The 22373-nt window shown below is 67.2% G+C and carries 18 protein-coding genes; 13 read left to right on the top strand and 5 right to left on the bottom strand.

The window, feature by feature from the left end; genetic code table 11:
* Positions 1-225 precede the first annotated feature (225 nt).
* The 3 genes from HWX62_RS26215 to HWX62_RS26205 all read left to right on the top strand — a co-directional run bounded on the left by HWX62_RS26215 (position 226) and on the right by HWX62_RS26205 (position 2550).
* Positions 226-1047 (top strand): DUF1835 domain-containing protein, encoded by an 822-nt coding sequence (locus HWX62_RS26215; RefSeq protein ID WP_175933096.1) that lies wholly within the window; start codon positions 226-228, stop codon positions 1045-1047.
* Between the two features lie 16 nt (positions 1048-1063).
* Positions 1064-1669: a TetR/AcrR family transcriptional regulator gene (locus HWX62_RS26210; protein ID WP_006482923.1), complete on the top strand. Its 606-nt coding sequence runs from the start codon at positions 1064-1066 to the stop codon at positions 1667-1669.
* A 233-nt stretch (positions 1670-1902) separates the two neighbouring features.
* Entirely contained in the window at positions 1903-2550 is a 648-nt protein-coding gene (locus tag HWX62_RS26205) for a GNAT family N-acetyltransferase (protein ID WP_175933094.1), read from the top strand.
* 70 nt (positions 2551-2620) lie between these two features.
* Here HWX62_RS26205 and HWX62_RS26200 read toward each other — a convergent pair whose 3' ends face one another.
* Positions 2621-3145, bottom strand: coding sequence for an Lrp/AsnC family transcriptional regulator (locus tag HWX62_RS26200; RefSeq protein WP_175933092.1), 525 nt, complete (start codon positions 3143-3145; stop codon positions 2621-2623).
* 212 nt (positions 3146-3357) lie between these two features.
* Between HWX62_RS26200 and hppD the strand changes: the two genes are divergently transcribed.
* Positions 3358-4455 carry a 4-hydroxyphenylpyruvate dioxygenase gene (gene hppD, locus HWX62_RS26195; RefSeq protein ID WP_175933091.1) on the top strand — a complete coding sequence of 366 codons (1098 nt, stop codon included), beginning with the start codon at positions 3358-3360 and terminating at the stop codon, positions 4453-4455.
* 135 nt (positions 4456-4590) lie between these two features.
* Here hppD and HWX62_RS26190 read toward each other — a convergent pair whose 3' ends face one another.
* Positions 4591-4785 (bottom strand): hypothetical protein, encoded by a 195-nt coding sequence (locus HWX62_RS26190; RefSeq protein ID WP_175933089.1) that lies wholly within the window; start codon positions 4783-4785, stop codon positions 4591-4593.
* Positions 4786-5114: 329 nt separating this feature from the next.
* Between HWX62_RS26190 and HWX62_RS26185 the strand changes: the two genes are divergently transcribed.
* Positions 5115-8705 (top strand): indolepyruvate ferredoxin oxidoreductase family protein, encoded by a 3591-nt coding sequence (locus HWX62_RS26185; RefSeq protein ID WP_175933087.1) that lies wholly within the window; start codon positions 5115-5117, stop codon positions 8703-8705.
* A gap of 126 nt (positions 8706-8831) precedes the next feature.
* On the opposite strand, the gene HWX62_RS26180 is transcribed toward HWX62_RS26185, so the two are convergent.
* Positions 8832-11102 (bottom strand): NADP-dependent malic enzyme, encoded by a 2271-nt coding sequence (locus HWX62_RS26180; RefSeq protein ID WP_175933085.1) that lies wholly within the window; start codon positions 11100-11102, stop codon positions 8832-8834.
* Positions 11103-11560: 458 nt separating this feature from the next.
* Here HWX62_RS26180 and HWX62_RS26175 point away from each other — a divergent pair, with 458 nt between their 5' ends.
* From HWX62_RS26175 to HWX62_RS26145, 7 genes are all read left to right on the top strand, one after another.
* Positions 11561-12247, top strand: coding sequence for an orotate phosphoribosyltransferase (locus HWX62_RS26175; protein ID WP_006482887.1), 687 nt, complete (start codon positions 11561-11563; stop codon positions 12245-12247).
* Between the two features lie 241 nt (positions 12248-12488).
* The gene (locus tag HWX62_RS26170; RefSeq protein ID WP_175933083.1) at positions 12489-13085 is read left to right on the top strand and encodes a YbhB/YbcL family Raf kinase inhibitor-like protein; all 597 of its coding nucleotides are present in this window, start codon (positions 12489-12491) and stop codon (positions 13083-13085) included.
* A gap of 215 nt (positions 13086-13300) precedes the next feature.
* Entirely contained in the window at positions 13301-13873 is a 573-nt protein-coding gene (locus HWX62_RS26165; RefSeq protein ID WP_175933081.1) for a flavodoxin family protein, read from the top strand.
* Between the two features lie 189 nt (positions 13874-14062).
* Positions 14063-15013 carry an N-acetyl-gamma-glutamyl-phosphate reductase gene (gene argC / locus HWX62_RS26160; RefSeq protein WP_175933079.1) on the top strand — a complete coding sequence of 317 codons (951 nt, stop codon included), beginning with the start codon at positions 14063-14065 and terminating at the stop codon, positions 15011-15013.
* 435 nt (positions 15014-15448) lie between these two features.
* A complete protein-coding gene (locus tag HWX62_RS26155; protein WP_175933077.1) occupies positions 15449-16879 on the top strand; it encodes a DUF2957 domain-containing protein in 1431 nt (476 codons plus the stop codon).
* Between the two features lie 147 nt (positions 16880-17026).
* Positions 17027-18268: a DUF2957 domain-containing protein gene (locus HWX62_RS26150; RefSeq protein ID WP_175933074.1), complete on the top strand. Its 1242-nt coding sequence runs from the start codon at positions 17027-17029 to the stop codon at positions 18266-18268.
* An 18-nt stretch (positions 18269-18286) separates the two neighbouring features.
* Positions 18287-19117 (top strand): OmpW family protein, encoded by an 831-nt coding sequence (locus HWX62_RS26145; RefSeq protein WP_175933072.1) that lies wholly within the window; start codon positions 18287-18289, stop codon positions 19115-19117.
* Between the two features lie 184 nt (positions 19118-19301).
* Here HWX62_RS26145 and HWX62_RS26140 read toward each other — a convergent pair whose 3' ends face one another.
* Entirely contained in the window at positions 19302-20231 is a 930-nt protein-coding gene (locus tag HWX62_RS26140; protein ID WP_175933070.1) for a LysR family transcriptional regulator, read from the bottom strand.
* Positions 20232-20327: 96 nt separating this feature from the next.
* Here HWX62_RS26140 and HWX62_RS26135 point away from each other — a divergent pair, with 96 nt between their 5' ends.
* Positions 20328-21611, top strand: coding sequence for an MFS transporter (locus HWX62_RS26135; RefSeq protein ID WP_175933068.1), 1284 nt, complete (start codon positions 20328-20330; stop codon positions 21609-21611).
* 103 nt (positions 21612-21714) lie between these two features.
* Here HWX62_RS26135 and HWX62_RS26130 read toward each other — a convergent pair whose 3' ends face one another.
* The gene (locus HWX62_RS26130) at positions 21715-22350 is read right to left on the bottom strand and encodes a LysE family translocator (RefSeq protein WP_175933066.1); all 636 of its coding nucleotides are present in this window, start codon (positions 22348-22350) and stop codon (positions 21715-21717) included.
* Positions 22351-22373 lie beyond the last annotated feature (23 nt).

The following is a 22373-nucleotide window of genomic DNA, read 5'->3' as shown; positions in this document are numbered from 1 at the left end:
CAAATTAAAAAATCATGTCACGGGAATGCCCGAAATCGCCCGTAGGGCGGCGTCGCTCGTCGCTTGTTTGGCGCGGCCAAACGGCGCTCCTCACTCCTTGCCCTACGAACGATTTCGGGCATTCGCAGGTGCGTTCCATATGTAAACAGACCCTAGCGGCCGCCGGCCGGCTGGACATCGCAACGTCCGCCCGGCCGGCGGCTTTCTTTTGTTGACGACAGGCCGATGAGTACCATTCATGTGATTCAGGGCGGCACCGCCGCCGCGTCGCTGCGCGAGGCGCTTGCGCAAGCCGGACGCGACGAGCGCGTCGTCGGTTTGCTCGACGATCTCGGCGTCGGGCCGCTGAAGGGCGCCGACGAGACGCCCGACACACGCGCCGCCTTCTGGCAGCACGTGCTCGGCGACCGGATTCCCGACTGGAACGCAGAAATCGAAGGCGAATTCGCGCGCCTCGACCAGCTCGCGATGGATGCCGGCCAGGTCGTCGTGTGGCACGCACCGAGTGTCGGCGACAAGCTGCTGCTGCGCCGCGTCGCCTATCACCTGCGCAACGTGCCGCAGCGCCTGAACGAGGTGCGGCTGTCGGCCGCCGACCTCGACGCCGCGCAGCGGGCAGCGCTGTCGCGCCGCGACCAGGCCTGCACGACCGGCATGTTCTCGCCCGCGGAACTGGCGCGCAAACGGCCGATGGCCGCGCCGATCTCGGTCCTGCGCATCGGCCGCCTCGCGCTCGAGTGGCAGGAGGCGAAGCACCTGAACGCCGAACTGCGTTACTGGGTCAGCAACACGATCAAGAGCGGCCACTACGCGGACCTCGACGCGCTGATCGTCGCGCACGCGGAAACCGACTGGCAACCCGCGCTGCGCCTCGTCGGCAGCATCATGGCTGCCGCCGACCGCGGCGGGCTGTTCGTCAGCGATTCGATCGCCTGGTGGCGCTGCCGCGAACTCGCGGCAGCCGGCCGGCTCGAGCTGCAGGACAACACGCCCGCAGCCCTCTCTTCCACGCACGTGCGCGCGGCCCGCGCCGCCGCGCACCGCTAATCTTCCGCATTCGACCATGGCCCGAACCCGAGCGCCCGACCACGAATCCCAGCGCGAGCAGATCCTCGACCTGGCCGCCGAGAAATTCGCGCAGACGAGCTACCCGAGCACGTCGATGTCCGATCTCGCAACCGCGAGCGGCACGTCGAAGGCGCGGCTCTATCACTACTACGAGAGCAAGGAAGCGATCCTGTTCGACCTGCTCGACCGCTACACGAAACGGCTGATGCTGATCATCGCCGAGGTCGAGGGGGCGAGCCAGCGGCGCGGTCTCAGCGAGCGCGACGCGTTCGCCGAACTCGTGCGCGCGTTCCTCGCCGAATACGAGACGTCGCACAGCCGCCACGTCGCGCTGCTCAACGACGTGAAATATCTCGAGGATGCGCAGCGCGAAATCGTGCTCGACCGCCAGCGCGACATCGTCGCGGCATTCACGCGGCAGCTCGCGCGCGCCTACCCGGACCGGATCTCGAAGGAAAACCAGACTTCCGTGACGATGATGGTGTTCGGGATGATCAACTGGACCTTCACGTGGCTGAAGCCGGGCGGGCGCCTCGGCTACCGCGACTTCGCCGAACAGGTGATCGACCTGATCGAGCGCGGGTTGTCGACGGCAGCCTGATTGCCGCGCAGCAGCATGCGTTGCGCGACGGGCACAGTGCGACCGCCGGTCGCTCATTTCATATGATGAATTTTAAATCTGTTTAAAATCAAATAGATAGCGAATGAACTAAGCGGATTTAGAATTCCTCCTCGGCACAAACAAGGTTAAATACGGGTTTTCCCCAACCCCGCTCGGGTAAAATGCTGTTGCATTGCACAACCCGATTGTGCACCCACACTGAGGAACCCACGATGAACACGCAATTCGACGGTCGTGCCGATGCGGTCGGCAAGGTCGGTACTGCGCCGGTTCTCGTCAGGGAACTGGCTTCCAAAGACCGTGAGCAAATGCTCACCCACTTTCTCTCGCTCGACGAAGAGGACCGCCTGCTGCGCTTCGGCCAGATGGTGCCCGACCACGTGATCGAGAATTACGTCCGCACGATCGATTTCGGTCGCGATACCGTATTCGGCGTGTTCGACCACGATCTCGAACTGATCGGCGTCGGCCACCTGGCCTACCTGCCGGCCGAGGGCGACAAGCGCACGGCCGAATTCGGCGTGTCGGTGCTCGAAAGCGCGCGCGGCCGCGGCGTCGGCTCGAAGCTGTTCGAGCGCGCGGCGATCCGCAGCCGCAACACGCACGTGACGACGCTGTACATGCACTGCCTGTCGCGTAACGCGACGATGATGCACATCGCGAAGAAATCCGGGATGCGGATCGAGTACGCGTACGGCGAAGCCGATGCGTACCTGTCGCTGCCGCCGGCCGACCACTCGACGATCATCGCCGAGATGCTGCAGGAACAGGCCGCGGTGTTCGACTATGCGATGAAACGCCAGGCGCGCCGCACGTCGAAGTTCATCGAATCGCTGCTGCCCGCCGCACTGACGGCCTGACGTCGACGGCGTCAGGCAGCCGGGCCGCGCCTGCGGCGGGCCCGGCCCCCTCCCTTCCCCGCCGCGCTGGCTAGCGCACCGAACGAATCGGCAACGCCGTCGTTTCCTTGAAGCAGTCGAGCGAAAAGCTCGTTTTCACGTCGATCACCGAAGGGTGATGCAACAGATGCTCCTGCACGAAGCGGGAGAAATGCGCCATGTCCTCGACCTGCACGCGCAGCAGGTAATCCATGTCGCCCGTCATCGCATGGCACGCGACCACTTCCGGCCAGGTCTGCACGGCCGCGCGAAACAGCTCCGCGTGGGTCGCGCCCGCGCGCGCCGACGTCTCGTCGACCCGGACCGGCGCCAGGCCGCCACGCTTTTCGAGCCGCACGCTCACGTAGGCGAGCAGGTCGAGCCCGAGCTTCTGCGGATTCAGCAGCGCGACGTAGCCGGTGATCACGCCGATTTCCTCGAGACGCCGGATCCTTCGCAGGCACGGGCTCGGCGACAGGTTCACGCGCTCGGCGATCTCCTGGTTCGACAGGCGCCCGTTCTCCTGAAGAATCGCGAGAATCCGCCGGTCGATGGCATCCAGTTCGACTTGCGCCATCTTCTGCCCTCCGCTGGTTATTTCAAGACTGGAAATTGCGCCATCGTAGGCGCGGGCGATTAAGTTCGCAAGTTTCCGCTCGCGGCCGCCCGCTACACTCTGTGGCATGTCCCGACTCGCCGCGCACGCTCATTGCGGGCGCGGCCGTCGACACCGAACCACGCCGGCACGCGCACGCCGCCCGGCCGATTGCCCCGCACAGGAGACACGACATGCAGATTCCCACCTGGGACAACCCCGTCGGCACCGACGGCTTCGAATTCATCGAATACACGGCACCGGACCCGAAAGCGCTCGGACAACTGTTCGAGCGGATGGGTTTCACCGCGATCGCGCGGCATCGCCACAAGGACGTGACGGTGTATCGCCAGGGCGACATCAACTTCATCATCAACGCGGAACCCGATTCGTTCGCGCAACGCTTCGCGCGCCTGCACGGCCCGTCGATCTGCGCGATCGCGTTCCGCGTGCAGGACGCCGCCAAGGCGTACAAGCACGCGCTCGAACTCGGCGCATGGGGCTTCGACAACAAGACGGGCCCGATGGAGCTGAACATCCCGGCGATCAAGGGAATCGGCGATTCGCTGATCTACTTCGTCGACCGCTGGCGCGGCAAGAACGGCGCGCAGCCGGGCGCGATCGGCGACATCAGCATCTACGACGTCGACTTCGAGCCGATTCCCGGCGCGAACCCGAACCCGGTCGGCCACGGCCTCACCTACATCGACCACCTGACGCACAACGTGCATCGCGGCCGCATGCAGGAATGGGCAGAGTTCTACGAGCGCCTGTTCAACTTCCGCGAAGTGCGCTACTTCGACATCGAAGGCAAGGTGACGGGCGTGAAGTCGAAGGCGATGACGTCGCCGTGCGGCAAGATCCGCATCCCGATCAACGAGGAAGGCTCGGATACGGCCGGTCAGATCCAGGAATACCTCGACGCGTATCACGGCGAAGGCATCCAGCACATCGCGCTCGGCGCGAGCGACATCTACCGGGCGGTCGACGGGCTGCGCAGCAAGGAAGTGAAGCTGCTCGACACGATCGACACGTATTACGAGCTGGTCGACCGCCGCGTGCCGAACCACGGCGAGCCGCTGGACGAGCTGAAGAAGCGCAAGATCCTGATCGACGGCGCGCGCGACGACCTGCTGCTGCAGATCTTCACCGAGAACCAGATCGGGCCGATCTTCTTCGAGATCATCCAGCGCAAGGGCAATCAGGGCTTCGGCGAAGGCAACTTCAAGGCGCTGTTCGAATCGATCGAGCTCGACCAGATCCGCCGCGGCGTCGTGCAGGACAAGGCCTGACGCTTCGATCGCGCGGCGGCGGACCGTCGCAACGGGGCCGCCCGCGCGATCCGGCCGCACCAAGAAAAAGGGCGGGAATCCGAGGATTCCCGCCCTTTTCGCATGCCGGCGCGGCCCGCGGGCCGCGCGATCGCATCAACGCACGTTCGCCTTCGACTCGGCGGCACGATCAGCCGACGGCTCTGCCGCGGCGCCTTGGGCCGGCACGATCTGACGCATCTGCGCGCCGGCTGCCGCCAGCGCGCTCGCGCCGCGCGCATGCACCGGGCCGGTCATCGCGAAAAACGCGGCGGACACGATCAGGAAACTCTGGATATGACGTGTGTTCATTGCACCTCCTGTAAAACTGCCGGCGCCTCCCCGATTGCGTCGAAACGACCCGACGCGGCCGGGCACCTCCGGCAGGCCGACAAGATTAACGGCATTTGCCGGCAGATCAACGCGGCTTTACATGCTTTTACATGATGTAACGCACGATCGGGCCCGATTTCTCGGCGCGCCGCCGCGCATCCACCGCGTTGCAACCGATGGGCGGCGGGTTTGCCCCAGTGCTACCATCCCTTAAAACCGGCGAACATGCCGGCCACTGCAGACGCGTCCAAAAGATGCCGATGCAACCGAAGTTTTGGTGATCCCAGACCGGGTGGAGGAGACAGTCAATGAATGCCCCGCTAGACGCAGACCAACGCGCGTCGCTAGAAGCCGCGCTGAAGTCCGTCACGCTTGACGACAAATACACGCTGGAACGCGGCCGCGCGTACATGAGCGGCATCCAGGCCCTCGTGCGCCTGCCGATGCTCCAGCAGGAACGCGACCGCGCCGCCGGTCTCAATACGGCCGGCTTCATCTCCGGCTACCGCGGCTCGCCGCTCGGCGGCCTCGATCTGTCGCTCTGGAAAGCCAAGCAGCACCTGGCCGCCCACCAGATCGTCTTCCAGCCCGGCCTCAACGAAGACCTCGCCGCCACCGCCGTGTGGGGCTCGCAGCAGGTGAACCTGTACCCGGGCGCGAAATACGACGGCGTGTTCGGCATGTGGTACGGCAAAGGCCCGGGCGTCGATCGCACCGGCGACGTCTTCAAGCACGCGAACTCGGCCGGCTCGTCGCAGCACGGCGGCGTGCTGGTGCTCGCCGGCGACGACCACGCGGCCAAATCGTCGACGCTCGCGCACCAGTCCGAACACATCTTCAAGGCCTGCGGGCTGCCGGTGCTGTTCCCGTCCAACGTGCAGGAATATCTCGATTTCGGCCTGCACGGCTGGGCGATGAGCCGCTACTCGGGCCTGTGGGTCGCACTCAAGTGCGTGACGGACGTCGTCGAATCGTCGGCGTCGGTCGACATCGACCCGCATCGCACCGAGATCGTGCTGCCGACCGACTTCATCCTGCCCGAAGGCGGGCTGAACATCCGCTGGCCCGATCCGCCGCTCGTGCAGGAAGCGCGGCTGCTCGACTACAAGTGGTACGCGGCGCTCGCGTACGTGCGCGCGAACAAGCTCGACCGGATCGAGATCGATTCGCCGCATGCGCGCTTCGGGATCATGACGGGCGGCAAGGCGTACCTCGACGTGCGCCAGGCGCTGATCGACCTCGGCCTCGACGACGAAACCTGCGCGCGGATCGGTATCCGGCTCTACAAGGTCGGCTGCGTGTGGCCGCTCGAAGCGCAGGGCGCGCAGGCATTCGCGCGCGGCCTCGACGAAATCCTGGTGGTCGAGGAAAAGCGCCAGATCCTCGAATACGCGATCAAGGAAGAGCTGTACAACTGGCCCGATGCGCAACGCCCGCGCGTGTTCGGCAAGTTCGACGAGAAGGACGGCGCCGGCGGCGAATGGTCGGTGCCGATGGGCAACTGGCTGCTGCCCGCGCACTACGAGCTGTCGCCGGCGATCATCGCGAAGGCGATCGCGACGCGGCTCGAGAAGTTCGAATTGCCGTCCGACGTGCGCGCGCGCATCGCCGCGCGGCTCGCGGTGATCAACGCGAAGGAAATGGCGCTCGCGAAGCCGCACGTGCAGACCGAGCGCAAGCCGTGGTTCTGCTCGGGCTGCCCGCACAACACGTCGACCAACGTGCCGGAAGGCTCGCGCGCGATCGCCGGGATCGGCTGCCACTACATGACCGTGTGGATGGACCGCAACACGAGCACCTTCAGCCAGATGGGCGGAGAAGGCGTGCCGTGGATCGGCCAGGCGCCGTTCACGGACGAGAAGCACGTGTTCGCGAACCTCGGCGACGGCACCTATTTCCATTCGGGCCTGCTGGCGGTGCGCGCGGCGATCTCGTCGAAGGCGAACATCACCTACAAGATCCTCTACAACGACGCGGTGGCGATGACGGGCGGCCAGCCGGTCGACGGCGTGCTGACGGTGCCGCAGATCACGCACCAGCTCGCGTCCGAAGGCGCGAAGAAGATCGTGATCGTCACCGACGAGCCGGAGAAGTACGACAGCCAGAAGGCGCTGCTCGCGCCCGGCGTGACGATCCATCACCGCGACCAGCTCGACGACGTGCAGCGCGAGCTGCGCGAGATCGAAGGCACGACGATCCTGATCTACGACCAGACCTGCGCGACCGAGAAGCGGCGCCGCCGCAAACGCGGCACGTATCCGGACCCGGCCAAGCGCGTCGTGATCAACGAAGCGGTATGCGAAGGCTGCGGCGACTGCTCGGTGCAGTCGAACTGCCTGTCGGTCGAGCCGCTGGAAACCGAATTCGGCACGAAACGCCAGATCAACCAGTCGAGCTGCAACAAGGACTTTTCGTGCGTGAAGGGCTTCTGCCCGAGCTTCGTCACGGTCGAGGGCGGCCAGTTGAAGAAGCCGAAGGCGGTGTCGGTCGACGGCAGCGCGTTGCCGCCGATCCCCGAACCGACGCTGCCGACGATCGACCGCGCGTACGGCGTGCTCGTCACGGGCGTCGGCGGCACGGGCGTCGTCACGATCGGCGCGCTGCTCGGGATGGCCGCGCACCTGGAGAACAAGGGCGTGACCGTGCTCGACGTCACGGGCCTCGCGCAGAAAGGCGGCGCCGTGATGAGCCACGTGCAGATCTCGCACGCGCCGACCGACATCCATGCGACGCGGATCGCGATGGGCGAAGCCGATCTCGTGATCGGCTGCGACGCGATCGTCACGGCCGGCGACGAGTGCACGTCGCGGATGCGGCACGATGCGACGCGCGTGGTCGTCAACAGCGCGCAGACGCCGACCGCCGAGTTCATCAAGAACCCGAACTGGGCGTTCCCGGGCCTGTCGGCCGAGAACGACATCCGCGCGGCGGCGGGTGTTGCGGTCGACTTCATCGACGCGAACCGCTTCGCGGTCGCGCTGCTGGGCGACGCGATCTACACGAACCCGTTCGTGCTCGGCTACGCGTGGCAAAAGGGCTGGCTGCCGCTGACGCTCGCGTCGCTCGAACGCGCGATCGAGCTGAATGCGGTGTCGGTCGAGAAGAACCGCGCGGCCTTCGACTGGGGCCGCCGTGCCGCGTACGACCTGGCCAGCGTGAAGCAGGCCGCGGCCGGCGACGCGCGCCCCGCGCAAGGCGCGACGGTGATCTCGCTGCACACGAAGAAGGCGGTCGACGCGCTGATCGCGAAGCGCGTCGAGTTTCTCACCGCGTACCAGAACGCCGCGTACGCGTCGCGCTATGCGGCCTTCGTCGACAAGGTGCGCGCCGCCGAACGTGCGCTCGCGGACGGCGACGCGGCGCAGGAACCGCTGACCGAAGCGGTCGCGCGCAACCTGTTCAAGCTGATGGCGTACAAGGACGAATACGAGGTCGCGCGGCTGCAGTCCGACCCCGCGTTCCTCGCGCGCCTCACCGTACAGTTCGAAGGCGACTGGAAGCTGACATTCCACCTCGCGCCGCCGCTGTTCGCGAAGACGGACGCCCACGGCCATCTCGTGAAAAAGACGTACGGCCCGTGGATGATGTCGGCATTCCGGCTGCTCGCCAAGGCGAAGTTCCTGCGCGGCACGGCGCTCGATCCGTTCGGCCGCACGACGGAGCGGCGCACCGAGCGCGCGCTGATCGGCGAGTACGAAGCGCTGATCGACGAGGTGCTGACCAGGCTGAACGCGGCCAACCGCCCGCTCGCGCTGGAACTCGCGGCGCTGCCGGACGGCATTCGCGGCTACGGCCACGTGAAGGAAAACAACCTGCGCGCGGTACGCCAGAAGTGGGACACGCTGCTCGCGAAGTGGCGCTCGCCGGCAGGCGGCCAGTCGCATCAGCAGGTCGCGTAACGGCGCGCGGCGGGCGTTCGCGCTCGCCGTCGATTGCGGTCGATACGAAAAAAACGCCACGGAACGCAGGTTCCGTGGCGTTTTTCATTGCGCCGCGCCCACCGCGCGGCCCACGCGGGCGTGAACTTACTTCGTGTTCACGTTCGCGGCGGCAACGGCCGTCATGTTGATGATCCGGCGCACGGTCGCGGCCGGCGTCAGGATGTGGACCGGCTTGGCCGCGCCGAGCAGGAACGGGCCGACCGTCACGCCTTCGCCGCCGACCATCTTCAGCAGGTTGTACGCGATGTTCGCCGCTTCGACGTTCGGCATGATCAGCAGGTTCGCTTCGCCCGACAGCGTCGTGCCCGGGAACGCCTGCTTGCGGATCAATTCCGACAGCGCGGCGTCGCCGTGCATTTCGCCGTCGACTTCGAGGTTCGGCGCACGTTCGACGATCAGCTTGCGGGCTTCGGCCATCCGGCGCGACGACGCCGACGGCGCGCTGCCGAAGTTCGAATTCGACAGCAGCGCGGCCTTCGGCACGATGCCGAAGCGCTCGATCTCGGCCGCGGCCTGGATCGTCATGTCGGCGAGCTGGTCGGCGCTCGGCAGCTCGTTCACGTACGTGTCGCACACGAACAGGTTGCGGCCCGGCAGCATCAGCAGGTTCATCGCGGCGAAGTGCTCGGCGCCCTTCGCGCGGCCCAGCACCTGCTCGATGAACTTCAGGTGGCTGTGGAACGTGTCGATCATCCCGCAGATCATCCCGTCCGCGTCGCCCAGGTGCACGAGCATCGCGCCGATCAGCGTGTTGAACTTGCGCATCGCGGCCTTCGCGACTTCCGGCGTGACGCCGTCGCGCGCACCGATCTCCTGATACGCCTGCCAGTAGCGGTGGTAGCGCGCATCGTCTTCCGGATCGACGATCTCGAAATCGGTGCCGGCCTTCAGCTTCGAGCCGATCTTCGCGAGGCGCATGTCGACGACCGACGGACGGCCGATGATGATCGGCTTCGCGATCTTCTCCAGCAGCACGAACTGCGCGGCGCGCAGCACGCGCTCGTCCTCGCCCTCGGCGAACACGATGCGGGCTTCCTTCTGCTTCGCGGTCGCGAACACCGGACGCATCACCATGCCGGTGCGGTAGACGGTCGTGCCGAGCTGCTCGCGGTACGCGTCCATGTCCTGGATCGGGCGCGTGGCGACGCCCGAATCCATCGCGGCTTGCGCGACGGCCGGCGCGATCTTGATGATCAGGCGCGGATCGAACGGCTTCGGAATCAGGTAGTCCGGCCCGAATTCGAGCGAATGGCCTTCATACGCCTTCGCGACTTCCTCGCTCTGGTCGGTTTCCTGGGCCAGCTCGGCGATCGCGCGCACGCACGCGAGCTTCATTTCTTCCGTGATCGTCGTCGCGCCGACGTCGAGCGCGCCGCGGAAGATGAACGGGAAGCACAGCACGTTGTTGACCTGGTTCGGGTAGTCCGAGCGGCCGGTCGCGACGATCGCGTCCGGGCGCACGGCCTTCGCGTCTTCCGGGCGGATTTCCGGTTCCGGGTTCGCGAGCGCCAGGATCAGCGGCTTGTCGCCCATCGTCTTGACCATGTCCTGCTTCAGCACGCCCGCGCTCGAGCAGCCGAGGAACACGTCCGCGCCGACAATCGCGTCGGCGAGCGTGCGCGCGTCGGTGTTCGCCGCATAGCGCTGCTTCGACGGATCGAGGTTGCCGCGCCCTTCGTAGATCACGCCCTTCGAATCGGTGACGAGGATGTTCGACTTCGTGAGGCCGAGGTTCACCAGCAGGTCCAGGCACGCGATGGCCGCCGCGCCGGCGCCCGAACAGACGAGCTTCACGTCCGCGAGTTTCTTGCCCACGACCTTCAGGCCGTTCAGGATCGCGGCCGACGCGATGATCGCGGTGCCGTGCTGGTCGTCGTGGAAGACCGGGATCTTCATGCGCTCGCGCAGCTTCTGCTCGATGTAGAAGCACTCCGGCGCCTTGATGTCCTCGAGGTTGATGCCGCCGAGCGTCGGCTCGAGCATCGCGATTGCCTCGACGAGCTTGTCGGGGTCGGACTCCGACAGTTCGATGTCGAACACGTCGATGCCCGCGAATTTCTTGAAGAGGCAGCCCTTGCCTTCCATCACCGGCTTCGCGGCGAGCGGCCCGATGTTGCCGAGGCCGAGCACGGCCGTGCCGTTCGTGATGACGCCGACGAGGTTGCCGCGCGACGTGTACTTCTGCGCGTCGAGCGGATCGGCGTGGATCGCCTCGCACGCGGCGGCGACGCCCGGCGAATACGCGAGCGACAGATCGAGCTGGTTCGACAGCGGCTTGGTCGGGGTGACCGAAATCTTGCCGGGTTTCGGGTTCAGGTGGTAAGCGAGAGCGGCCTGCTTCAGTTGTTCGTCCATGATTGACCTGCGAGAGACATGCGAAATATTGACGACTCAGTACACAGCACCTTCGGCCGCGTCTGCTTGAATCGAGGGGATGGTCGACTGCGAGACGGCCCGCGACGCGCCGGATCGGCACGCCATCGAACCTTGGCGGATGGCAAGAGGAAAGTACAAAGTACTGAACGATTTCTTAGGGTCGCCTAGTGTACACCCCCTAAATGACGTCCGTTGCTGCGACGCCGCATCTCCGGCATCAGCGCCGGAACCGTCCGTCCCCGTTTGTTTCGCCGGTGGCGAGCCGTGCGGCGAACCCGCGAATTCCGCCGAAAACCGGCCTGGATCGGGTAAAATAGCCGGCTACGCGCGCAGCGATGCGATCGGCCCGCCGATCGCACCCCGGCCCTTCGGGCAGGTTCCCCTTGCTGCGCCACCGGGCCCGCGCCCGCCCCTCGCTCATCACCCAAGGAATGCCCATGACAGGCTACGATCGTCAGTCGATCTCGGATACGACCGCCAAAATCCTGCTCGAAGTGCAGGCGGTGCACTTCAATGCCGAAAAACCGTTCATCTTCACGTCCGGCTGGGCAAGCCCCGTCTACATCGACTGCCGCAAGCTGATCTCGTATCCGCGCGTGCGCCGTGCGCTGATGGAGATGGCGGAAACGACGATCACGCGCGACATCGGCTTCGAGCAGATCGACGCGGTGGCGGGCGGCGAGACGGCCGGCATCCCGTTCGCGGCCTGGATCGCCGACCGGATGATGGTGCCGATGCAGTACGTGCGCAAAAAGCCGAAGGGTTTCGGCCGCAACGCGCAGATCGAAGGCCATCTCGAGGAAGGCTCGCGCGTGCTGCTGGTGGAAGACCTGACCACCGACAGCCGCAGCAAGATCAACTTCGTCAACGCGCTGCGCACCGCGGGCGCGACGGTGAACCACTGCTTCGTGCTGTTCCACTACAACATCTTCAAGGAAAGCGTGTCGGTCCTGAAGGACATCGACGTCGACCTGCACGCGCTCGCCACGTGGTGGGACGTGCTGCGCGTCGCGAAGGCCTCGGGCTACTTCGAGACGAAGACGCTCGACGAAGTCGAGAAATTCCTGCACGCACCGGCCGAATGGTCGGCGGCGCACGGCGGCGCGACGGCCCCGAAGGAATGACGCCACGCCGGCGCACGTGCCGGCACGCTGGCTGAACGAGCCGCCTGCTTCATCGCAGGCGGTTTTTTTTCGTCCGTCGTCGGGCGCCCCTGACCGATCGCCATCGCGCGCGCCGGCGTGCGTCGCTCATCGAACCCTAATGCTAGACTTGATCCATCGCCGCCCTCCGCGGCGCGGGCAACACACAACGCCAACAATGCCGGGCGCCTCGGCCCGGCCCACGTGACGGGAGAAGCGCCATATGCGTGTGGATCGCCGGATCACTCCGCCTGCGCCATCGGGTCGCCCTTCTCCGTTCGTCTTCTCCACGCTCCTGTACGCCGCCGTTTTCGCGGCGCTGCCCGCGCATGCGGAAGGCCCGTTCACCGTGACGAGCGACGACCTGACGCCCGACGCCCGCGTGCGGCCCGCGAACGTGTTCGACCGCGGCGACTGCAAGGGCGCGAACCGCTCGCCGCAACTCGCGTGGCGCAATCCGCCGCCCGGCACGCGCGGCTACGCGGTCACGATGTTCGATCCCGACGCGCCCGGGCATGGCTGGTGGCACTGGGCCGTCGCGGGTATCCCGGCCGCCGTCACGAGCCTGCCGGCCGACGCGAGCGCATCCGGCTTCCTGCGCCGCATCGGCGCGAGCGAGGCGCGCAACGACTACGGGATCGACGGTTACGGCGGCCCGTGCCCGCCGCCCGGCAAACCGCATCGCTACGTGATCACCGTCTACGCGCTGAAAGGCACCGACCTGCGCATCTCGCAGGGCCGCCCCGCGCCGATGTTCGAGCACGAGATCGGCACGCTCGCGATCGGCACCGCGCGACTCACGGTCACTTACGGGCAGTAAGCGCCCGCGCGCCGCCGGCCGTTGCGGGCCGCGATTGCGCGCGCCCGCGAATTTCCGTGCGCTGCGTGCGCGCGTTTTTCCCGTCATTTCGGCCTGCTAGACTCGGCTGCACCGGTCGCGGCGTCCCGCCGCGCATCCGTCGCGCCGCCCGAATGCGGCGCGTGACGCGGCGAGCCTGCGGTCCGCCGTTCCCGTCCCTTTCCGGAGAACGCCTCATGTCGAACATCGTCATCGTCTATCACAGCGGCTACGGTCACACGCAGAAACTGGCCGAGGCCGTGCACGCGGGTGCGCAGGATGCCGGCGCCGCCGCACGCCTCATCGCCGTCGGCGAGCTCGACGACGCGGGCTGGGCCGCGCTCGACGCGGCGGACGCGATCGTCTTCGGCGCGCCGACCTACATGGGCGGCCCGTCCGCGCAGTTCAAGCAGTTCGCCGATGCCACGTCGAAACCGTGGTTTACGCAGAAATGGAAGGACAAGATCGCCGCGGGCTTCACGAACTCCGCGACGATGAACGGCGACAAGTTCTCGACGATTCAGTATTTCGTCACGCTGGCGATGCAACATGGGATGGTGTGGGTCGGCACGGGCATGATGCCGGCCAACTCGAAGGCGGCCACGCGCAACGACATCAACTACGTCGGCGGCTTCACGGGCCTGCTCGCACAGTCGCCGGCGGACGCGACGCCCGACGAAGGCCCGCTGCCCGGTGACCTCGACACCGCGAAGGCGTTCGGCAAACGCATCGCCGAAGCGACGGCGCGCTGGGTCGCCGGCGGCCGCTGAACGCACCCGGCGGCCGGCGCCGCGCGCGTGCCGCCATTCGCGCGGCACCGGCACGCCGGCTGCGTCAGAGGGACACAAGACGGCCCGCCGGCCGTCTTTTTTTCGCCCCGCGCGATGCAGGGCCGCCGGATGACGTCTTAAAATGGCGGTTTCAGGGCGCGGGCCCCCGTTTCATCCAGTGAGAGCGAAATGAGCACCAAAGTTTTTGTCGACGGCCAGGAAGGCACGACCGGCCTCAAGATCTTCGAATACCTGTCGGCACGCAGCGACATCGAGATCCTGCGTATCGAGGAAGCGAAGCGCAAGGACGTCGACGAGCGCCGCCGCCTGATCAACGCGTCGGACGTCACGTTCCTGTGCCTGCCGGACGTCGCGTCGCGCGAGTCCGCCTCGCTCGTCGAGAACCCGAACACCACGCTGATCGACGCGAGCACCGCGTTCCGCACGCATGCCGACTGGGCCTACGGCCTGCCCGAGCTGACCCGCGCGCAGCGCGAGAAGATTCGCACGTCGAAGCGCATCGCGGTGCCGGGCTGTCACGCATCGGCGTTCGTGCTCGCGATGCGCCCGCTCGTCGACGCCGGCATCGTCGCGCCGACGTTCGCCGCGCATAGCTACTCGATCACCGGCTACAGCGGCGGCGGCAAGTCGATGATCGCCGAATACGAATCCGCCGCGCCGGGCGGCAAGCTCGCGAGCCCGCGCCCGTACGCGCTCGGCCTCGCGCACAAGCACCTGCCGGAAATGGCCGCGCACACGGGCCTCGCTCACGCACCGATCTTCACGCCGATCGTCGGCCCGTTCCTGAAGGGTCTCGCGGTGACGACCTACTTCACGCCCGAGCAGCTCGCAAAGCGCGCGACGCCGCAGGACGTGCAGCGCGTGTTCGCCGAGTACTACGCGGACGAAGCGTTCGTGCGCGTCGCACCGTTCGACGCGGACGCGAACCTCGACGGCGGCTTCTTCGACGTGCAGGCGAACAACGACACGAACCGCGTCGACCTGTTCGTGTTCGGCAACGCGGAGCGCTTCGTCACGGTCGCGCGCCTCGACAACCTCGGCAAGGGCGCGTCGGGCGCCGCGATCCAGTGCATGAACCTCAACATCGGCGCGGCCGAGGATGCCGGCCTCAAACGCTGATTCAGCATCGCATGCCATGCAAAGCCGGCCGCTGGCCGGCTTTTTATTTACCCGTATCAGGCAATATATAAAAACACCGGGCCGCGCATTTACAAATATTTACAAGCTTTCCGTTGCGCGATTACCAGTGAATTAACCCAGCCCGCTCTTTATCCAGTCAATCCCGAATAGGGATAAACCGGATACCGTCGATTTAAAACGCTGCCGTTATACGCGGCAAGGCACTGCGAGAGCGTGCCAGGCGTCGCGCATCCCCCACTGCGGCAGCTTTCGGCGGCCTGCCGTTCGTTTAAATTCTTACCAACCGCCTTATCCCGCAAGGGAGCAATTCGCCGATCCCGTTTCAATCGTCTTTTTTAGACGGGTTCATCAATTGACAGCAAAAATCAAGGCGGCGACATTAGCTCGCACAATTAAACGATTGGAGACAGCGGCATGTCGCACGCCTTATCGAAGGGGGTGGCAACGGCCTTTGCCATTGCCCCTTTCCTGGTTGCATGTGGTGGGGGGGACTCCGGCGGCGCGCTCGCGCCGATCAATGCGCCCCAATGTTCCGGCTCGAGCTGCGGCACGCAAGGGCCGCCGCCTTCGCAGCCCATCAACGGCGCACTGTGCCCGGCCACCGCGGACATCGTGAAGAGCACGTACCTCGGCGGCGCGGGTAGCGGCGAGATCGTCAGCGTCAACATCGACGCGGTCGCGATGACGTACACGCTCAAGTGGCTCGAATCGCCGATTCCGCTGAAGACGGGCACCGTCACGCCGAGCCGCGCCGGCACGACGATCACCGGCAAGGTCGTCCACCCGCCGACCGGCACGCTGCCGACCGCCGAGCAGACGCGCTGCGCGTTCGTCCTCACGCCGGGCACGGGCACCGCACCGGACGGCTCGACCTATTCGACGGCCGCCGACTTCAACCAGGCGAACCCGCCGATGCTGCTGGTCGGCATGGGCGTGGCGGGCGGCGGCATTCCCGGCGCGACGGTTCAGTACGACGGGCTGACGATCAGCGTGGTCGGCCTCCCGGTATTCCAGAACGTCGGCCAGGTGCCCAATCGCCACTTCGACTTCTATCCGTTCCTCGGCTTCGCGAACACGACGACCGACCTGACGAAGCTGCCGGGCACGTACAACGCGCTGATCTATCACCTCGTGCCGTCGGGCAACTACGCGACGAAGGGCATCAACTCCAGCGAGACGTTCGATGCGAACGGCGCGTGCACGTCGTCCTCCGGCAGTTGCCAGACGACCGGCAATCCGTGGACGGTGAATGCAGCGGCCGGCGGCTACCTCGACAGCACGCAGGCCCCGCAGATCCTGCCGCAAACGAAGCTGCCGCTGATCGGCGCGACCGGCAAGTCGGCCACCGCGCACATGGTGATCGGCCAGCTCAACGGCGCGACGGTGCCGGTGATCGTGCGCACGGGCTATGTGAACCTCGGCACGGCGCCGTTGCACACCGATGCAAAGGTCGACGACGAATCGGGCATCGCGGTGCTCGGCGCGGCGACGGCGATCACGTCGGGCGCGATCGACGGCGGCTACGCGGGCGCGGACTCGAACTTCAAGTACACGGCCGCGCTGATCCGCGGCAGCAACGCGTCGTTCATCAACCCGTCCACGCAGGCCGAGGAAGACGGCTTCACGCTCGACTACGGGCAGACGACGCCGGGCCTGCTGAACACGACGACCACCCCGCCGAGCGGCGCGAGCTACCCGTCCGCATCGGGCGTGGTGATCGCGACGGGCGGGCTGTACGCGGCGCTGATCCAAGGCACGGTGAACGGCGGCGTCACGTCGACGTCGGCGAATTCGACGACGTCGTCGACACCGTACTTCGGCGTGGGCGCGCAGATCAGCAAGTAACGGGGACGCGGCGGCGGCCGGCCCGCCGCCGCGTGACGCAGGGATGGCACGAAGGCGCTCGGCACGGCGCAAGCAGGACGAGCACGACCAAACAGAAGCGGCCGACAGGGAGCTGGCCGCCGCACAAGACAAATCTGGAGGAGCAACATGAAGCGCAACCTCATTCTGGCGGCGGCCCTTGCCGCCCCCCTTCTTTCCGCATGCGGCGGCGGCAGCGACAATCCGCCCCCGCTCGTCGAAGACCGGCTTTGCCCCGCCACGCTCGACTACAACACCGTGTTTACGGGCGGCGCGGGCAGCGGCGAACTCGCGAAGGTCCAGCTCGACACGACCAAGATGACCTGGCAGGTCACCTATGTCGAATCGGCGGTGCCGCAAAAGACCGGCACCGTCACGCCGACCCGCGCGGGCACCGTCGACAGCGGCACGCTCACGCAGGAAACGCTGCTGCCGACCAACAAGCTGAACCAGTGCGCGTTCCGCCTGAACGGCGCGAGCCTCGACGCGTCGCGTCCGGCGCGCATCTTCGTCGGCTTCGGCGTCGCGGGCGGCACGATTCCCGGCAAGGAGATCCAGTTCGACGGCGTGCTCGGCCAGGCCGCGGTGCCCGACACGAAATTCCCGTACTACCCGTTCATCGGCTTCTCGTCGATCGAAACCGACATCACGAAGGTTGCGGGCACGTACAGCCACATCGGCTTCGGCGAAGTGCCGTCGCAGAAATTCGCGCCGGCGTCGATCGACGCGAAGGTGACGATCAACGCGGACGGCACGTGGACCAAATGCGACACGACCGGCCAGTTCGCGGGCGGCGCGTGCGTGCAGCAGGGCACGAACTTCGTGCAGTCGGCCGACGGCAGCGGCGCGTTCCAGTCGAACAACTACGCGAGCCAGCTGAAGCCGACGCTGTCGGCCACGCCGCAGGGCAAGGGCTTCATGATCGTCGGCAAGCTGCGCAACCAGCTCGTGCCGATCCTCGTGCGCACGGGTGTCGCGAACCCGAACCCGACGCCCGACAGCAACGGCGTGCCGGGTCTGACCGCCGACGACGAATCGAGCATCTCGATCCTCGCGCCGCAGACGGCCATCGCGGCCGGCTCGCAAAACGGCGAGTACATCGGCGTCGACAGCCAGTTCGATTACCGGACCACCGCGCTGATCGACAAGCAGGCCACGCTGCTCGATCCGTTCCAGCCGTCGCAGGCGTCGCTCGCGACCGCGCTCGATCTCGACTACACGCAGAAGGTGCCGGGCACGGTCACGACGATCCACACGGGTTCGGGCAGCACGTCGCCGACCGGCAAGTTCATCTTCACGGGTGGCGTGTTCGGTTTCCTCGACAACGCGGGATCGACGCCGTATTTCACGATCGGCGCATTCGTCCAGTAAGCGGAGGGACAAGCCGTGATGAAGAAAACCCTTCTCTGCGCGGCGGCAGCCGCCGCCGTGGCGCCGCTGGCGGCGCACGCGCAGAGCGCCGGCAGCAACGTCGTCACGCTGGGCTGGTTCCACATCATGCCGCAGCAAAGCAGCACGCCGATGACGACCAACGTCGCGCCGACGCCGATCAACACGCCGCTGCGGCTGCCGCCGTCGTTCACGTCGCCGGGCACCGGGCTGCATACGAGCGGCGCCGACACGGTCGGCCTGACGGTCAGCCACTTCCTGACCGACCACATCGCGGTGACGTCGGTGGCCGGCGTGCCGCCGGTGTTCAAGGTGTCGGGCCGGGGCACGATCAAGCCGCCCGGCCCGGCCGGCGCGCTCGGCACGCAGAACATCGGGCTGGCGTCGGTCAACCCGATCGTGAAAAGCGTGCGGCAGTGGAGCCCGGCGATGATCTTTCAGTACTACTTCGGGCAGGCAAACGCGAAGTTCCGGCCGTTCCTCGGCCTCGGCGTGTCGTACAACTGGTTCAGCGACCTGCAGCTCAACACGAACTTCATCAAGCAGACGCAGGACAACCTCGGCGCGATCCTCGCCGCGGGCGCGGGCAAGCCGGGCACGACCTCGGTGGAGGCGAAGGCGTCGTCGTCCTGGCAGCCGGTGTTCAACGCGGGCCTGCAGTACAACATGACGGAACACTTCGGGCTGGTGGCGTCGGTCACCTACATCCCGCTGAAGACGACGTCGACGGTGACGATCAAGGCAGCCGACGGCTCGGTGCTCGCCGAGTCGAAATCGGACCTGAAGGCAGACCCGATCATCAGCTACGTCGGGATGACGTACAAGTTCTGAGCGCGGCGGCAGCCGGCGGATGGCGCGCCGCGACACAATCGCAGGCAAAAAAAAGCCCGCCTAAGCGGCGGGCTGAATCCATATCAGAGGAGACATGGAGGAGACAGGTGTCACTATAGCGAATCGGTTTCCGCAATGCAACATTTCCGTAGAGAAAATAAGGATTTTCCCTCGAACGCCGCCTCTAGTTCGGCGTCACGGCGCCTGACCCCTTTCCATTCTCGCGTTCGAGCACCTCGCCCAGCGCGTCGCGCAGCAGCGCGACCGGCCGCATCAGCCGGCCCGGCAACGTGCCGTGCACGATCCACACGTTGATCCGCGTTTCCAGCCCCGCCGTCTCCACCACCCTCAGCGCATCGCGATGCGCGCTGCGCGCGAGCGCGTTCGGCGCGGCGATCCCGATCCCGGCGCCGCGCGCGACGAGCGACAACTGCAGCTCCGAGCCGAAGGCCTCGACCGCGACGTCGAACGGCAGCCCGGCCGCGCCGAGCGCGCGGCTCAGCGCCGAACGCATCCCGCAGCCGTCCTGGCTCAGCACCCACGGAAAACCCGACAGCGTATCGAGCGACAGCGGGCCGTCCGGCAGCGGGAAATCGCGCGCGGCGACGAGCACCGTCGGCTGCGTGGCGAGCAGCGTCGCCGTCAACGCGTCGGGCAGCGCCGCGCTCGCCGGCACCATCACGGTCGCGACGTCGAGCGCACCGCGCTCGATACCCTGCACCAGCGCGGGGGACCAGCCGGCCGTCACGCGCAGCGTGAGGCGCGGAAACGCGTCGCGCAGCCGGTCGATCGGCCGCTCCAGCGCGAGCTCGGACAGGAACGGCGGCACGCCGATGCGCAACTCGCCGGACGGCTCGCTGTCCGGCGCGCCGGCCGCCATCAGTTCGTCGACCGCGCCGAGCACGTTGCGCGCGAGCGCATAGACGTCGCGCCCCGCCGCGGTCGGCTTCAGCGGCTTGCTCTGACGTTCGAGCAGCGGCACGCCGAGCAGCGTTTCGAGGTTCTGCACACGCCGCGTCAGGCCCGGCTGCGTCAGGTGGAGCTTCGCGGCCGCGGCGACCATCGATCCGCTGTCGACGACCGCGACGAACGCCTGGAGATCACGCGTATTCAAAACAAACTCGCATAATCATGTTAGACATATTTCAATTGTCGCATAAACATCGGGCGCCTAGGATGGGAGTTCCTTCGACTTCCCCCTTGGTTTGCAATGAACTGCCCTGCCAACCGTTGCTCCGCCCCCGTTTCCCCGTCCGTCGCCGCGCCGCCCGTGCTGAGCACCGGCATGACGCTGTTCTTCGCCGCGACGGTCGGCGTGATCGTGATGGACCTGTTCGCCGCGCAACCGCTGACCGGCCCGATCAGCGCGGATCTGCACCTGCCGCCCGGCCTCGCCGGCCTCGTCGCGATGCTGCCCCAGCTCGGCTACGCGGCCGGACTCGCGTTGCTCGTGCCGCTCGTCGACCTGCTCGAGAACCGCCGCCTGATCGTCGCGACGCTCGCCGTCTGCGCGGCGGCGCTCGCGCCGCCCGCCTTCACGCAATCGGGCGTCGTGTTCCTGCTCGCGACGCTCACGGCCGGCGCCGCGTCGAGCGTGATCCAGATGCTCGTGCCGATGGCCGCGTCGATGGCGCCCGAAGCCGAGCGCGGCCGCGCGGTCGGCAACGTGATGAGCGGGCTGATGCTCGGGATCCTGCTGTCGCGGCCGCTCGCGAGCCTGATCGCGGGCTCGGCCGGCTGGCGCGCGTTCTATCTGCTTGCCGCGCTCGCGAACGCGGCGATCGCCGTCGTGCTCGCGCTGCGCCTGCCGGCGCGCACGCCGTCGATCACGGCCGGCTATCGCGCGTTGCTCGCGTCGATGGGACGCCTGCTCGCCGACGAGCCGGTGCTGCGCCGGCATGCGCTGTCGGCCGCGCTCGCGATGGCGGCGTTCAGCGCGTTCTGGACCGCCGTCGGGCTGCGGCTCGCACAGCCGCCGTTCGCGCTCGACCTGCACGGGATCGCGCTGTTCGCATTCGCCGGCGCGAGCGGCGCGATCGTCACGCCGCTCGCCGGCCGCGCGGGCGACCGCGGCCACGGCCCGACCGCGCAGCGGCTCGCGCACGGCACGATGCTCGCGGCGCTCGTCGTGCTCGGCGTCGCCGGCGCCGGCTGGTTCGGCTTCGATACGCATGCGCATCGCGGCGTCGCGCTCGCGCTGCTGGCCGGCGGCGCGGCGCTGCTCGACGCAGGCGTGATCGTCGACCAGACGATCGGCCGCCGCGCGATCAACCTGCTGAATCCGGCCGCGCGCGGACGCCTGAACGGGCTGTTCGTCGGGCTGTTCTTCGTCGGCGGCGCGCTGGGTGCGGCGCTCGCAGGCAGCGCATGGGCATGGGGCGGCTGGAGCGCGGTGTGCGGTGTCGGGTTCGCGTTCGCCGGCGCGGCGGCCGCGTTCGGGCTGGCGGCCGGACGCGAAGCCGGCGCGGCGGCGCTGGACCGGCCGCATGCGTGAACGGGCAGCGGTGAACGGGCAGCGGTGAAGCGCCGTCAGAAAACCGAACGCCCCGCCCTCTCGCGAGGGACGGGGCGTTCGGTACGCCGGCGCCGGCCGGGAATCAGTGACGAACCAGCGCCATCATCGCGCCGAAGCCGACGAACAGCCCGCCCGTCAGCCGGTTGAACACCTTCGCGACGCTCTGGCTCTTCAGCGTGGCGCCGATGCGCGTGCCGAACGACGCGTAGACGAGATACCAGCTCACCTCGATTGCCGCGAACGTGACGACGAGAATGCCGAACTGCGGCAGCGTCGGCTCGGCCGCGTTGATGAACTGCGGCAGCAGCGCGGCCGCGAACAGGATCGCCTTCGGGTTGCTGCCGGCGACCAGGAAGCCATTGCGGAACAGCACCATGCGCGACGCCGCTGCCCCGTGCGTCACGGCATCCACGTCGGCGGCCGGCGCGTCGTCCACGCGTGCGCGCCACGCCTTCACGCCGAGATAGATCAGGTAGGCCGCACCCGCGAAACGCAACGCGTTGAACATCGCCGGCCATGCCTCGAGCACCGCGCCGAGCCCTGCCGCGGAGACCGCGAGCATCAGCACCAGCGCGCTCAGGCAGCCGGCCATCGTCGCGGACGAGCGCCGCAGCCCATGCCGTGCGCCGTGCGTCATCACGAGCAGCATGTTCGGGCCCGGAATCGCCGACACGACGAACACCGTCGCCACGAAAAGCCACCACGTATGCAAGTTCATGACTGCCTCTGCCCGATATGTAA

Origin of the sequence: Burkholderia sp. BCC0506 (genome assembly GCF_902833145.1) — a bacterium.
Taxonomy (GTDB): Bacteria; Pseudomonadota; Gammaproteobacteria; order Burkholderiales; family Burkholderiaceae; genus Burkholderia.
This window is presented reverse-complemented; position numbering and strand designations above follow the sequence as displayed.

Excerpts from the sequence above, each read along its gene's own strand:
- HWX62_RS26215 (WP_175933096.1), top strand. The coding sequence starts at position 226 with ATGAGTACCATTCATGTGATTCAGGGCGGCACCGCCGCCGCGTCGCTG.
- HWX62_RS26210 (WP_006482923.1), top strand. The coding sequence starts at position 1,064 with ATGGCCCGAACCCGAGCGCCCGACCACGAATCCCAGCGCGAGCAGATC.
- HWX62_RS26205 (WP_175933094.1), top strand. The coding sequence starts at position 1,903 with ATGAACACGCAATTCGACGGTCGTGCCGATGCGGTCGGCAAGGTCGGT.
- HWX62_RS26200 (WP_175933092.1), bottom strand. The coding sequence starts at position 3,145 with ATGGCGCAAGTCGAACTGGATGCCATCGACCGGCGGATTCTCGCGATT.
- hppD (WP_175933091.1), top strand. The coding sequence starts at position 3,358 with ATGCAGATTCCCACCTGGGACAACCCCGTCGGCACCGACGGCTTCGAA.
- HWX62_RS26190 (WP_175933089.1), bottom strand. The coding sequence starts at position 4,785 with ATGAACACACGTCATATCCAGAGTTTCCTGATCGTGTCCGCCGCGTTT.
- HWX62_RS26185 (WP_175933087.1), top strand. The coding sequence starts at position 5,115 with ATGAATGCCCCGCTAGACGCAGACCAACGCGCGTCGCTAGAAGCCGCG.
- HWX62_RS26180 (WP_175933085.1), bottom strand. The coding sequence starts at position 11,102 with ATGGACGAACAACTGAAGCAGGCCGCTCTCGCTTACCACCTGAACCCG.
- HWX62_RS26175 (WP_006482887.1), top strand. The coding sequence starts at position 11,561 with ATGACAGGCTACGATCGTCAGTCGATCTCGGATACGACCGCCAAAATC.
- HWX62_RS26170 (WP_175933083.1), top strand. The coding sequence starts at position 12,489 with ATGCGTGTGGATCGCCGGATCACTCCGCCTGCGCCATCGGGTCGCCCT.
- HWX62_RS26165 (WP_175933081.1), top strand. The coding sequence starts at position 13,301 with ATGTCGAACATCGTCATCGTCTATCACAGCGGCTACGGTCACACGCAG.
- argC (WP_175933079.1), top strand. The coding sequence starts at position 14,063 with ATGAGCACCAAAGTTTTTGTCGACGGCCAGGAAGGCACGACCGGCCTC.
- HWX62_RS26155 (WP_175933077.1), top strand. The coding sequence starts at position 15,449 with ATGTCGCACGCCTTATCGAAGGGGGTGGCAACGGCCTTTGCCATTGCC.
- HWX62_RS26150 (WP_175933074.1), top strand. The coding sequence starts at position 17,027 with ATGAAGCGCAACCTCATTCTGGCGGCGGCCCTTGCCGCCCCCCTTCTT.
- HWX62_RS26145 (WP_175933072.1), top strand. The coding sequence starts at position 18,287 with ATGAAGAAAACCCTTCTCTGCGCGGCGGCAGCCGCCGCCGTGGCGCCG.
- HWX62_RS26135 (WP_175933068.1), top strand. The coding sequence starts at position 20,328 with ATGAACTGCCCTGCCAACCGTTGCTCCGCCCCCGTTTCCCCGTCCGTC.
- HWX62_RS26130 (WP_175933066.1), bottom strand. The coding sequence starts at position 22,350 with ATGAACTTGCATACGTGGTGGCTTTTCGTGGCGACGGTGTTCGTCGTG.